Origin of the sequence: Staphylococcus taiwanensis (genome assembly GCA_020544305.1) — a bacterium.
In the GTDB taxonomy this organism is placed as follows: domain Bacteria; phylum Bacillota; class Bacilli; order Staphylococcales; family Staphylococcaceae; genus Staphylococcus; species Staphylococcus taiwanensis.
The window spans coordinates 22,223-37,019 of record CP058667.1 but is presented as its reverse complement, the minus strand read 5'-3'; the positions used below and the strand labels follow the sequence as shown (position 1 = coordinate 37,019).

Annotated in this window: 10 protein-coding genes and 2 tRNA genes; all 12 read right to left on the bottom strand. The window is 33.2% G+C overall.

Annotated features, from left to right (window positions below; all coding sequences use genetic code 11):
- Positions 1 to 110: 110 nt before the first annotated feature.
- Positions 111 to 1,349: a restriction endonuclease subunit S gene (locus tag HYI43_00140; protein UDI77036.1), complete on the bottom strand. Its 1,239-nt coding sequence runs from the start codon at positions 1,347 to 1,349 to the stop codon at positions 111 to 113.
- Positions 1,342 to 2,898: a type I restriction-modification system subunit M gene (locus HYI43_00135; GenBank protein UDI77035.1), complete on the bottom strand. Its 1,557-nt coding sequence runs from the start codon at positions 2,896 to 2,898 to the stop codon at positions 1,342 to 1,344. Before HYI43_00135 ends, HYI43_00140 begins: the two co-directional genes overlap by 8 nt.
- Positions 2,899 to 3,480, bottom strand: a complete 582-nt coding sequence (locus HYI43_00130; protein UDI77034.1) for a restriction endonuclease subunit S — start codon at positions 3,478 to 3,480, stop codon at positions 2,899 to 2,901.
- A gap of 88 nt (positions 3,481 to 3,568) precedes the next feature.
- Complete coding sequence (locus HYI43_00125; GenBank protein ID UDI77033.1) at positions 3,569 to 6,361, bottom strand: type I restriction endonuclease subunit R; 2,793 nt, start codon at positions 6,359 to 6,361, stop codon at positions 3,569 to 3,571.
- 104 nt (positions 6,362 to 6,465) lie between these two features.
- Positions 6,466 to 6,945 carry a 23S rRNA (pseudouridine(1915)-N(3))-methyltransferase RlmH gene (gene rlmH, locus HYI43_00120; protein ID UDI77032.1) on the bottom strand — a complete coding sequence of 160 codons (480 nt, stop codon included), beginning with the start codon at positions 6,943 to 6,945 and terminating at the stop codon, positions 6,466 to 6,468.
- Positions 6,946 to 7,350: 405 nt separating this feature from the next.
- Complete coding sequence (locus tag HYI43_00115) at positions 7,351 to 8,151, bottom strand: MBL fold metallo-hydrolase (protein ID UDI77031.1); 801 nt, start codon at positions 8,149 to 8,151, stop codon at positions 7,351 to 7,353.
- A gap of 1,151 nt (positions 8,152 to 9,302) precedes the next feature.
- Entirely contained in the window at positions 9,303 to 10,094 is a 792-nt protein-coding gene (locus HYI43_00110) for a two-component system regulatory protein YycI (protein UDI77030.1), read from the bottom strand.
- Positions 10,095 to 11,426 (bottom strand): two-component system regulatory protein YycI, encoded by a 1,332-nt coding sequence (locus tag HYI43_00105; protein ID UDI77029.1) that lies wholly within the window; start codon positions 11,424 to 11,426, stop codon positions 10,095 to 10,097. It abuts the gene before it with no gap.
- The gene (gene walK / locus HYI43_00100; protein ID UDI77028.1) at positions 11,416 to 13,242 is read right to left on the bottom strand and encodes a cell wall metabolism sensor histidine kinase WalK; all 1,827 of its coding nucleotides are present in this window, start codon (positions 13,240 to 13,242) and stop codon (positions 11,416 to 11,418) included. The genes HYI43_00105 and walK overlap by 11 nt, the downstream gene beginning before the upstream one ends.
- A gap of 12 nt (positions 13,243 to 13,254) precedes the next feature.
- A complete protein-coding gene (locus HYI43_00095) occupies positions 13,255 to 13,956 on the bottom strand; it encodes a response regulator transcription factor (GenBank protein UDI77027.1) in 702 nt (233 codons plus the stop codon).
- 509 nt (positions 13,957 to 14,465) lie between these two features.
- Positions 14,466 to 14,538 (bottom strand) — tRNA-Asp (locus HYI43_00090).
- Between the two features lie 7 nt (positions 14,539 to 14,545).
- Positions 14,546 to 14,620 (bottom strand) — tRNA-Glu (locus HYI43_00085).
- Between the last annotated feature and the right edge of the window lie 177 nt (positions 14,621 to 14,797).

The window sequence follows — 14,797 nt, the reverse complement described above, 5'->3', positions numbered from 1 at the left end:
GAAAGATTTATTTATAAGTTAATAGCGTTCTAAATCATATATTAATAATAAAATAAAAAAGAGAGGATCTTTTTTATTACTTTACATTACATAATAGGAGTTTATCAGAATTACACAAACATCTTCTGTAAAAATCCTCTTTTACGTTTTTTCAATCCATCAATTTTTTGATTTTGTTTATTAATTAATTCATCCAATTTACTGAAGAAATTACCAATTTTTTCTTGTTCTTCTTTTATTGGTTCAAATATTGGTGTTTTCTTCGCATTTTTTATTGTAAATGTACCTACAGTACCTACACCAGCTACTCTTTTTATATAATTTTGAATACTTGTACTTAGAAAAGAATAGAATAGAAAATTTTCATTCAATTTTTTTTGATTTTTTAGCCAAATAATATTTCCATCTTTAAAATATAATGGTTTATTATCTTTTATTAAAAATGGTATTCCAATTGTACCTACACCAGTTACTAGTAAGTCACCTTTTTCAACTTTTCCTGATATTTTACTGTGTGCATTGTATTTATCATAAGATATGAATAAAGGCTCTTCAATTTTATCTCCTTTGTTATAAGCCACAATATCTCTTGCTCTTAAAAAAGGAACACCATTTGTCTGCCAATCTGACTGATGAATTCTTTTTACAGAAGTAACTTCCATTAAATCTTGAATTTTTCTCTTTTTCCAATTAGGATACTCATTTCCATTTTCATCTTTAAATCTTAAATCTTGTGAAAAAATCTTTTGCATATAACCACGCTTTTGTTGCTCAAACAATTCTAATTTCTTTTCTTCTAATTCAATCTGTCGGTCGAGTTTGCTAAAGAAATCACCTATTTTTTCTTGTTCAAAGCTATTAGGTATATATATGTTTACTTTATAAAAGTCATTGTCACTTATATTAAGTAAACCATCCATTCGAGCAGTAGAACTTATATATTTTCTGAGTTGTCTATCTAATTTTTTAGTATGAAAATATTTTTCAATAAAACTACTATTAATTCCTTTATGAGGTCTAAAGCTCTTGTATACATTAGGTACTAGTGCTTCATCATAATTCATTTTGTATACAATCCCATATTTAGCTATCTTTGAATTCCCTTTATTATAAGATAAATCACCTCTACTAACTTTTGTGTATCTTTTCAAACTATTCCCAGCAATTACTTGAGAAAATCTTTCTTTTTGAGTTAACCAACCATATTTTGCTGAAATTGTTAGTATAGGTAAATCTATTTGGTTATCATTCCCTTTAATAGTAGTAACAATATTAGATAAATTCATCATTTGCCATTTATCATTAAATTCTGGAAATCTTAGATCGGGAGCATTTGTTATTTCAGTCATGTTTTAACACTCCTAATTCTTTAAGATAATCATTGATTTCTGATTCAACCTCTGAAATTTCTTTATCAATATCTGACAATTGTCGTTGAACTAAATCTAAGTCAATCGGTTCTTCTTCTTCAAATGTATCGACGTATCTTGGTATATTTAAGTTATAGTCATTGTCTTTGATTTCATCTAACGAGGCTACATAGCTAAATTTATCAATCGTTTCTCTATGACGATACGTTTCGACGATTTTATTAACATCTTCATCTGTCAATAGATTTTGGTTTTTTCCTTTTTCGAATGATTGTGAAGCGTCAATGAATAATACATTATCACTATCTTCTCGGCATTTTTTGAATACTAATATACTGGTTGGAATACTTGTCCCAAAAAATAGGTTTGTTGGTAATCCAATCACTGCATCTAAATAGTTCTTTTCTTCAATTAAATATTTACGAATCGTTCCTTCAGCTGCACCACGGAATAGTACGCCATGAGGTAAAACGACAGCCATTGTGCCATTATCGTCTAAATAATGAATCATATGTTGAATGAAGGCAAAATCTGCTTTTGACTTAGGTGCTAATTTACCATAACCACTAAAGCGTTCATCGTCTAAAAATGATGGGTCGGCACTCCATTTCGCACTATAAGGTGGATTAGCTACTACTGCATCAAATTTTTCTCCTCTAAAAGCAGGATTTTCTAAGGTATCATCATTATCAATTTTAAAACGCGTATAGTTCACATCATGCAGTAACATATTCATTCGTGCTAAGTTGAATGTGGTATTATTATATTCTTGACCATAGTAGAAGCGGACATCGGCTTCACGCCCAACACGTAACAATAATGAACCTGAACCACATGTTGGATCATACACATTTTTTAAATTAGGTTTATTCGTTGTCACAATCTTAGCTAAAATTTTAGACACTTGTTGTGGTGTATAGAATTCTCCCGCTTTTTTACCTGCATTGGCTGCAAATTGGCCAATTAAATATTCATAAGCATCCCCTAACATATCAATTTCAATATCACTATGCACAAACGGAAGTGTAGCTAAATTAACCATGACTTTTGAAATAAGTTTCGTACGTGCTGCATTGGTATTACCTAAACGTGTGGAGTTTAAATCCATATCAGCGAATAAATGATCAAAGTCTTCTTCACTGTCTTCACCACGTGTTGATTCTTCGATTTTATTAATCGCTTTATGCAAATCTTCAATTTCAAATGTTCGAGTTTCAATTTTTTGAATTAGATGACTAAATAAATCTTGAGGTTCAATTACAAAACCAATTAAATTGATTAACTCTTGTTGTAACGCTTCGCGATATTCTTCATCTTCCCATGCTTCTGCATATGAAATATTGTCTTCTTTTAATAACTCAGCCACTTCTTCTTCTGTTTTTTCTGATAAAAAGCGGTAAAAGATGAGCCCTAAAATATAATTTCTAAACTCGCTTGCATCCATGTTCCCACGTAAATCATTCGCAATACTCCATAATTTCTTTTGTAATTCGGCTTGTTGTTGTCTTTGTTTTTCCGTTGTTGACATCTAAATGTCCTCCTTAAATAAATATTCTGATAAAAATTGGTCCATCAAATAAGTTCGTTTCGCTTGTAAATACTTTAAATGTCTACGTCGTTCATTAAGTTTTCCTATACGTTGTTGTTGTTCTAATGGAGGTAGCGTCATCTTAAGTTGTTTAAGTTGATTCAATGTTAATTTTTTAACTAATGAACCTCCTTGTTTAAATTGATTTAACTGACTCTTCGCTTGAGATGAAGCATTCATCCAATAGACAAAATAGTTAACATCGATATGTGCTGTATCAATCTCAATATGCGTATAATTATAAGGGAGAATACTTTCATGATGTTGTTGACTCACAATGACACACTCACTCGTCATCATATTAATCACGATATCACCCGTATGAACTATCTTGGCTTGATGTGTTGTGCTTAATGTTACATGCTTAGGCTGATGTGTTGTCGGTTGAAACACTCCCTCATCGAACTCCATCATACGTTGGTCATAAATCGGTAATGTTACCCCTTGAGATGTTTCTACAACTTCAAGTCTATTAATTAATGAACCATTATGAAATGTAAATAGCTGCGATATTTTGTTCACCTTCTTTTTGTATTTTTTTATTACTACAGACTAAGTATATAATGTAAAATCCTTGTAGTAAAGAAAAAATACAAGGATTTTATAAAAATTATTCAACCATACCATATTTTTCAACAGTATCTTCAATAAACTGTATAATTTGGTCGGTTTTTCGTTTACGTTTCATAAAAGGTTCTGAAATATTTTGACCGATAGATTTACGGTCAATATTTCCACTATATTCATACTCATTAACAGCTTCGTTAAGTAACATAGCAGAAAAGGCTTTTTGTTCTGCAAATGCATCAATTTCTTTGGTTTTTTTTTTGTCTTCAAATTCATAGTAAGCTTCATTAATATCTGAATCCTCTTTTAATGATGGCACAACTTTATCTAAGAAACTACGAATCAAATCGGCTTTCAAACGTAATTGTTGATCATCAGCTTTATCTAATAACTTATGAATTTGATGACGTTTTTCATCACGTGCTTTCACGTCAGATAGATTAATTTGACCTATTAAATCCATGATATACTTCACATTAATCAAATCATTGCGCATTAATTCAACTTGGAAGTCAATATCATCTAAAACGGACACAGCATCATCATTATCTACTTTTTTACCACGTATCACGTCTTCATAGATATTTAAGTATTTCCCTTTATAATCTTCATAGGTTTGTTCTGCAATCCCGAGTTCATTTTCTGTAAATTGAAATTCATCAAAGGTTTTTAATTTGATGAGTGTATTAGATAAATCACGGAATGCAATGACAAATTCTTTTTTCAGATTCTCGGCCTCTAATCTATCGACATCTAAAGGGGTTGGCGCTAATTGAAAGACTTCTTTTAAGATATCTTTAAAATTTCCTAAGTATTCTTCATACGATAAACTTAACACCGTATCGGTATTATCTGTTTGTGAAAAAATCTCAATCGCTTCATCGGTTTGTTGTTTCAAATCACGATAACACACAATATTACCGTAAGGTTTACGCTCTTTTTCTACACGATTCGTTCTTGAATAGGCTTGAATTAAATCATGATGTTTCAAGTTTTTATCGACATAAAGAGTATTCAACTTTTTACTATCAAAGCCTGTCAAAAACATATTAACAACAATGAGAATGTCGATTTTGTCATCACGAACAACTTCTTTCATACGCTTAGATACGTCAGAAAAGTAGCCTTCGAAATTATCCGTATTATAATTCGTTTTAAATGTTTGATTATAATCATTCATAATACGGTCGAGAATTTCTCTTGAATGTTCCTGTTTTTCACCTTCTTGTGTATCTTCATTGGCTTGATACGTAAAAATGGTTGCAACATTTAAATCATGAACACCTTCGGTTTTCAGTCTTTGGAATATGTCATAATATTTAATCGCCATTGGAATACTTTGAACCGCAAACATAGACGTGTAATTTCCGTTATCTGTTTTCTTGTGATAATTTGAAATCAAATGTCGACAAACAGCTTCAATACGTTCATCTGCCATCCAAATTTCTGAGGTATTAATTTTTGATATATATTCTTCGTCTAAGTCGTCATGTGAATTAAACGTTTGATTGTATTCAACTGAAAATCCAAGGACATTATGGTCTCTAATAGCGTCTTTAATGAGATAGTGATGTAAACATTTGTCAAAAATGTCCGCTGTAGCTCGGCCATCTTGACTCTTGTTTTCTTCAAAACGTGGTGTCCCCGTAAATCCGAAATACTGTGCATTTTCAAAATGTTGCTTAATTAAACGATGCATATCTCCGAATTGCGTACGATGACACTCATCAATAATAAAAATCACTTTATCTTGTTTATATGATTCCATTACTGAGTGATTGGACTTCACTGCATTCGCCATTTTTTGAATCGTTGTCACAATTAAAGGTAAAGTTGGATCGGCTAATTGTCTCAATAATTTACGCGTATTATCCGTAAAATCAACCGAGTCTTCTTGGAACTTATTAAATTCAGCTAACGTTTGATTATCTAAGTCTTTACGGTCGACTAAGAAAATCACTTTTTTAATATTTTCTTCTTGTGATAATAATTGACTCGCTTTAAATGAAGTCAGTGTTTTACCACTACCTGTGGTATGCCAAATGTAACCATTGTTATTTGTTTCTAACGCACGATTTAAAATGGCCTCAACCGCATAGACTTGATAAGGACGTAATGCCATTAAAATTTTGTCTGTTTCATTGACGACCATATAACGACTAATCATCTTAGCAATGTGACATGGTTCTAAGAAGTCTTCAATAAAGTCTTTAAGATAGTTAATACGCTCATTTTGTTCATTACTCCAATAAAACATTTGTCCCTTAAAGATTTCACGATCACTATTGGCGTAGTAGCGTGTTTCCATTTTGTTACTAACGACAAATAATTGTATGTATCGGAATAAACCCGTATAGTTTTGACGACGATAACGCTCAATTTGATTAAATGCTTCCGTAATCGCTACCCCACTACGCTTCAATTCTATTTGAACTAATGGCAAACCATTAATCAAAATTGTCACATCATAACGGCTTTTATATTTATCTTTCACACTGATTTGATTGGTTACTTGGAATTTATTCTGACACCATTGTTTTAAGTTCATGAAATTCAGATATAAATCAGTATCATCATCACGTTTAAGTACATAACTATCGCGTAATTGCATTGCACTATCAAATACAGATTTACCGTTAATTCCCGTCATTAAACGTTCAAACTCACGATCCGTCAGCGGTTTCCCATTTAATTTATCCTTATGACGTTCATTGATAATGTTTCGAAAATTATCATGTAGTTGTTCAACGTTATGTATGTTTACTCGTTCGTATCCTAAACTCTCAAGTTGTTGGAGTACCTCATTTTCTAATGCATATTCACTTTGATAAGCCATTCATTTTTCCACCCTAAACTTAATCTTTTCTTAAATATATCAAAATTTGATAATAATTAATATTGTATGCTTTACTTTTAATCAATAAATTAATAAAAACCGCATCATTTATGATATGCTTCGCCTCGCATGATTTTAAATGCTCTATATACTTGCTCGATTAAGACGACGCGCATCATTTGATGTGGAAATGTCATTTTGCTGAATGAAAGTGCGTAGTTACTGCGTTTTAAGACGTCCTCATGCAATCCATTTGATCCGCCTATCACAAAGACGAAGTCACTTTGTCCTTGTGTCATACGTCGTTGCATTTCCTCAGCTAATCCTTCTGATGACAACATTTTTCCTTGTATCTCTAATGTGATGACAGTAGCTTGTGGTTTAATTTTAGCTAGTAAGCGTTGGCCTTCTTTTTCTTTCACTTGTTCAATTTCTTTCTCACTCATATTTTCAGGTGCTTTTTCATCGGTTACTTCAATAATGTCAATTTTGGAATACGCACCTAATCTTTTTTCATATTCTGATATAGCCTGTTTCCAGTATTTTTCTTTTAATTTACCCACAGCTAAGATTGTTATCTTCATAAAATCCTCCATAGATGTTAATAGTTATCCTACTTATCCACAAGTTATCAACTTGTTAACAGAATTCCCTCTAATTATAACAGTAATGTATACGAAGTAAGCTATATTTTTAAAAAATATCCCCATTTTATGTGATTATCTTTGTATATATGTGGATAAGTCTGTGAATAATGTGAGTATTTCTGTGTGTATTATACACAAAAGTGGATAACTTCTTTCAATTTTGGGGATAACTTTAAGTAAGTCTTAAATATTTATTCACAGATTTAAGCTAAATCTTGTTATTATAAGGTTTCTTTTGAATAATCATGTATAGTCCAAATTATTAGATAATTAACTCAATAAATAAAAAACAACCTACTTACAAATACCAAATTTATAAGTAGGTCGATGGTCTAAAAATATTTATAATGTATATATTGGTGTTGCTTGTGCTTTATCTGTATCACATAATAGTACTTCTTTTTCAGTATCTATATCGTGTTCATTTAATACTTGTCCTACGCTCATACGCGCTAACTCTTTCATATTATTATCTTGAGATAAATGTGAAAGATAAATACGTTTTGTATTACCTGTAATAACGTCTGTCATCGCAAGTCCAGCATCTTCATTTGATACATGTCCCATATCACTTAAAATACGTTGTTTCGTCTTCCAAGGATATCGGCACATGCGTAACATATCCACATCATGATTACTTTCGAAGATAAACGCATCACTACCTTGAATCATACCTTTCATTCTATCTGATACATAACCAGTATCTGTAATCATCGTAAATTTCTTATAATTATTGTGGAAGATGTAAAATTGCGGATCAATCGCATCGTGAGAAACATTAAATGACTCAATATCAAAACCTGCAATAGATTTCGTTTCATATGGATTAAAAATGAACTTTTGGTCCATTGGAATTTTACTGTCTTTCTTCTCAATCGCTTTCCAAGTGTTCTCATTCGCATAAATAGGTAAGCCATATTTACGTGCAATAACACCTAAACCTTTAATATGATCGCTATGCTCATGAGTGACTAAAACACCATTCAAATCTTTCATATTTCTATCGATTTGGCTAAATAACTCTTCCATCTTTTTACCAGTGAGTCCAACATCTACTAATAGACTGCCTTTTTCACTTTCAACATAAGTGGCATTCCCTGTACTACCACTCGCCAATACACTCATTCGTATCAAGCGGCTCATCCTTTCTACTTCCGACAACTTACGCTATATTTTAGAGTGCCTTCAGTCTAATTCTTCATATTCTGCACTCTTTACTTAAAAATGAAATTTCGAACAATCCACATCGTTCGAAACATTCCAGTCCTTTAAAATACCTTTATATTATACTATACCAATACAAAAATTAAAGTTCCAATTCCTTGTTTATATATATTCCTAACATACACAAATAAAATAAGTGCATGAGACCATCGTAGCCCCACACACTTACTATACTTCCCACACCAAATCCTCTCTTAAATAAAAGAAGAGAATAGAGGAGAGTAGTTATTTATTATTTAAAAAGTTTATTACACTTAATTTCAATGAAGCATTCTGAAGATTATTACGTAGCGATGTTGCCCACCACTTGAAAGAACATATTCTTTTTAGATTTAAAAGTTTATAGATTTAAGTAAGTAGCTAATTGATAAGGAATGACGTTGTGCGACTCTTATGTTGATTATTAATGTACATAAGTGCTAACGCACTTATGTAAGAAATTCTAAAGATGAACTACGAATGACGTTGTGTGACGCCTGAGGGAGTTAGAATTATTGACGAACGTAAGTGCACACACTTACGTAAATAGTTCTAGGATAGATAACGAAACAGAGTTGCGGAGACTCCTAGGGGAGCAGTAATTTTAATGAACCTAAGTGCAATAGCACTTAGGTAAGTAGCTCTAAAGATGGATAATAAATGGCGTTGCGCGACTCTTATGTTGATTATTAATGTACATAAGTGCTAACGCACTTATGTAAGAAATTCTAAAGATGAACTACGAATGACGTTGTGTGACGCCTGAGGGAATAGGATGAGTGTCGAGACCGCGGCTCGACCCAGCCCCCCTAGGCAAGCATCACAACAGAATGAGTAAATGTTCATCTAAGAATTTCTTTAGAGGACTACAGGCACGAGCCTTTCCCACAGGAAAGCGTCGCAACAAAAGAATATTATCCATCTAAGAGCTGCTTTAGAGACGGCACCCCCAGGAACGCGAAGCAACTTATGTGAGTGTTTATCTATCTAAGAACTACTTTACAAGACCGCGGCTCGACCCAGCCCCCTAGGCAAGCATCTCAACAGAATGAGTAAATGTTCATCTAAGAATTTCTTTACAACCCTGCTCCCTAGTTATCAATCACTTTAGGATTTGATGATGTCGCTTCAACATAATACGTTTTCACGTCATCTTTACCTTTATGTTTCACTTTAATTTCCCAGTTCGCTTGTAGCAACTGCACATTCGTTTCTCTCACGACTGAATAATAACCAAGTCGTGCATCTAGCACTTCGTCGCCAGATTTTAAGTAACGATTAAAATACAATGATTCTATCGCTTTACGTGGCGTAATCACCTGCTTCTTAGGATTACTATCGCTCTTCGCAGGCTCAATCTTACTCATCACAGTCTGCTTGTAACTCGTCGCCTTACCATCACTCACATTAAATCTTAATCGTGCTTTATTATTATCCATAATCGGATAACCCTCATACGTTTGCTCATACGTCACTGTATTCGATGATACATCACCTAATTGATAGTACTTGCCATTATAAATATTATCCATAATATAATTCTTCAAATCGCTTAAATTACTATCACTCACATTAACCGTATTATTAATATCACCTGTCAACGTATTACCAGAATCCTCAGCTTCCAATGAAGATTTATCTTTCGCATAACTCTCGAAATCTTTAGACGTCCCAGTAATCATTTGCATCTTCGTACCACTGACATCTTTGTTCAAGATATCTTTCGCAATTTTAATCTCTTCTTGCTGAAAATTAACCTCATTATCGCTTTCAGACTCATTAATCTGAGACTTCGTTACCTTGTTGATGTATATCAAAACGAGCAGGATGTTGACAAGAACAAATACGAAAATAAACAATGTCTTCGTTCGTTTCCAGTTCATTTATTCAAGCCTCCCATCCTCATAAGCGCACCATTCGCCATCGTATTCAACATACCATGTCGGCACAAACTCACTATTACGTTGCACTTCAATATCATCTTTATCAGGTTTATCGTCTTCCTTATAACCAATCGTCATATTCGTCACCTTGTCAAAATCAATACTATGATTATTCGCTAATGACGAACGTACACTTTCAAGACTTTCAAGTGATGTACGTTTACCTTCTAACGGTACACTAGAACGTAATAACGCACGTTTATAATCATAAATACCTTTGTCTCCCCAAGTCACGATAATGTCATTCAACTGTTGATCATTGAATGATGGATAACCATTAAGGAAGAGTTGATACGTAAGCTCTCCTGATGAGTTATCCGTTTTAAATAAACGATAATCATCATTGAAGAAACCACCATGACCATTAATGTATTCAAATGTACTTGGAATTGTTGTATCCATATCACTCGATTTGGATTCATCTTCAGACAAGTTCTTATAATGATATTTCTTACTTTCATCATTATAGTTTGCGACACCGGTATTATTGTTATACGTTGTTGAACCACTTTTACCGCTTCGAATAATCACTGAATCATCGAATAAGATTGAATTCATTGTTTCAACAGGAATGGTATCGTAAACCATACGATATGAACGCATATTCTTAGGATGACTAGGTGCATATAGATGTGTTGCTTTATCAATCGTATCTTTGTTAGTGATTACTTCTGAATACTTCTGCATTTCTTTATTTAAATGGTCCATCACTTTAGTAAAGTTCTTAGCTTTCGCAGTCATCGTTACTTTCATCACTTGATGACGGTCTTCACTAATCGCATATAATACTAAATTACCTTTAGCATTTTGATTTACTAGGATACGGTTAAATGTAAAATTCTTAGGTACTTTCGCATTTGAATTTAACACTTGTCCAAGATAAGTTGTTAAAGGCATATCATATGTAAAATCTAACACTGTGAAATGATCCTTCAACTCTGGAATGGCTAAATTATAATCACGTTGTATATGTTCAACTTTACTAACCTCATGATTTTTTAGCGCACTCGTAACTTGTCCTAATTGTTCACGTGTCGGCGCCATGCCTTTCACTTTATCGTCTTGGACTTCCACAATTTGATACGGTGAAATGACGTTATCGATATTAGCAGACATAGGTTTACCTATCGTCTTCGTATCACTTTTTTTACTATCCGCGCTGTCTATATTATTTAAATCTGGCGTGAAATTCCAGACCATATACGTTAAAACAACACTCATCATTACCAATAGGAAAAGAATAATTGATTTAATATACTCTTTACTCTTCATCCCAATCACCATCGTCTATAACTTCACATGGAAGCGTAATAAATATCGATGTACCTTGTCCTTCAACGCTATTTGCCCAAATACGGCCATTATGCGCTTCTACAATTTCTTTAGAAATCGCTAGACCTAAACCAGTACCACCCATTTTACGTGTACGTGCTTTATCAACACGGTAGAATCGATCGAAGATTTTATCCACTTTATTGATAGGTATACCAATACCATTATCTTTAATACGTACAGTCATACGATTATATAACGCATTCTGTTTCACGTGGAACTCGACACGTTTCTCACCACGAGAGTATTTCATAGCATTTGTAATTACGTTATCAAATACTTGTGTCATTTTATCTGGATCGATTTCTGTAAAGATTGTTTGATTTGGTATTTCACGCACAAATGTCGTATCTTTTGCTGCCATTTCATGTCGATTAATGATTTTGTTAATAAACATATTAAAGTCGACAATTTCTTTGGTGATTTGTTCAGATTCGTTGTCCATTTTCGATAATTGAAGTAAATCATTGACCAAACGAATCATACGTTCTGTTTCTTCACGTGTGACAGATAAGAATGATGGTGCTAGGTTATCATCTTTCCATGCACCTTCTTCAAGTGCTTCAATATAACTGTTCATAGATGTTAAAGGTGTACGTAATTCGTGCGATACGTTTGCTACGAATTCACGACGTTCACGTTCAACTTGTTGTTGTTCCGTAACATCATGTAATACGGCAATATAACCTGTTACAAAACCTGTTTCTTGCACAATTGTACTGAAGTTCACTCGGGCAATAATGCCTTCATCTTCATTCATATCTAATAAGAAACTATCATTATTTTCTTGAATTTCATCTAAAGAAAATTCATCTTCTAAATTCAATACACTTAACATGTAATAACCAATTAAATCTTCTTTAGACATTCCTAGCATTTTAATAGCCATATCATTGACGATACGTACACGTCCACGTCTATCTGTCGCAATAATACCGTCACTCATATGTGTGATAACAGAATCTAAACGGCGTTTCTCACTTTCTGTATTAGCTTGTGCTTCTTGCACACGTTTAGATAAGTTATTAAATGCAAGTGCTAGTTCACCGATTTCGTCATTACCATAAATCTTAACACGTTGGGTATAGTTCCCTTTAGACATCTCCACTGTTTGGTTACGCATATCTGTAATCGGTCGTGTAATCGTCCTTGCTATGAAGAACCCTAGTATAACAGTGATAAATAGGGAGATAGCTGTACCGATAATAAAGATTTGGTTTATGTTATTCAGTTGATTATACACATCATTAATATTCGATTCTATGTAAATATTACCAATCGTCTTATTGCCGTTTTTCACGGGCAAATTGTAAATCCAAATTCGTTCTTTACCACTACCATAGTCTTTCAAGACGTTATGACTGTTTGGCTCACCTAATGACAAAGCCTTCTGTACAGAGTTATCATTCACTTTCTGATTAATCAAATTATGAGATGATAATTTCGCTGTTGCCATGATAATTTGGTTTTTATCTATAAAACGAATTTCTTCAATTTCTTGACGGTTGGCATACTCATTTAATAAACTTTGAACTTCCTTTTGAGCATTGGATGGATCGTCTCTGTAAATCCGTTCAATATTAACTTCAAGTTGTGTCGCATATTGCTTAATATTCTTCATGAAGTTATTCGTTAGTTCTTTTTCAAGACTATTAGTGAAATACAGACCAATAATCTGCATTCCAATAATAATCAGCAACACGTAGACAATAACAAGCTTCGTGTGAAGGGATTGTAACTGTTTCAGCCACTTCATAATCGTAAGCTCCTAATCGTGTTGTTGGAGGAAGTATCCAACGCCTCTACGTGTCACAATATATTCAGGATGTGAAGGGTCGTCTTCAATCTTTTCACGTAAACGACGAATAGTTACGTCTACAGTACGCACGTCACCGAAGTAATCGTAGCCCCATACTGTTTGTAATAAATGTTCACGTGTCATGACTTGACCCATATGTTTTGAAAGGTAATGGAAGAGTTCGAATTCACGATGTGTTAATTCAATGTCTTCGCCACGTTTTTTAATTGAATAAGCGTCTGGATAGATTACAATATCTTTAATTGTAATTTCATTAGTCGTACCGCTTACTTCTTGCGCTGGTTGTGAATAATGACGACGTAAATTCGCTTTCACACGTGCGATTAATTCACGTGTACTGAACGGTTTCGTCACATAGTCGTCTGCACCAAGTTCAAGACCTAATACTTTATCAATTTCTGAGTCTTTCGCTGTTAACATAATGATAGGCATTTCGAATTTTTTACGAACTTCACGGCACACTTCCATACCGTCACGACCAGGTAGCATAATGTCTAATAAAACGATATCTGGTTCTTCTTCATAAATTAAGTCCACTGCATCATTACCATCATAAGCACAGTAAACATCGTAACCTTCTTTTTTCAAATTAAATTCTAGGATGTCCGCAATTGGCTTTTCGTCATCTACAACAACAACTTTTCTTGCCATATTATAAACCTCATTTCTCAATTTGTAGTTCTATATTTCAATATTAGTTTATATAATTTGGTAAAGATTAAACTGCGATTTGATGCGTTTAAATAAGTTATTCGCGCATATTAGCCTACTATATAATTTACCATTAATATTCATGTAATTCTATTTTCATATTTAAAATTATAGAATAATATTAGTTTAAAGTTTACCACTCTAATTTAATATTACAAATATGTTGGACCCTTTGAATACGGTACAAAAGTCGTAGTGATGCCTAATTTGCAGATTATTACAAATATATAATAGCGTTCATCGTCACAATGACAACATTTCAATATTAAATTAGGCGTGAATATTAAGATTTTATTGCGTCGTCATCATTTTGTAACGCAAAAAATTTTTCAAGATAATCAACGATATGGGAATTGAATTAAAACATTTAAAGCTTGAAGAAAAATAATTGAACTACTAAGTGGGGATAAAAATATAAAAAAAATGCCTATCCTTTTGGATAAGCAATACGGTCTCGACGGGAATCGAACCCGCGATCTCCTGCGTGACAGGCAGGCGTGTTAACCGCTACACTACGAGACCTAAAAAATGGTGACTCCTACGGGACTCGAACCCGTGTTACCGCCGTGAAAGGGCGGTGTCTTAACCGCTTGACCAAGGAGCCGTTCTTAAGCACAAGATAGATTATAGCACAGGCTTTATTTTGAAGACAAGACATTTTTTACATAATTTTAATATTTTTTTATAAATCCTTAACTTTTGTTGAAAATGCTGTGATATCAATGGTTTCAATGTTACAAAAGCTATATTTTCTAATCTTTTTACACTCATATTTGTATAA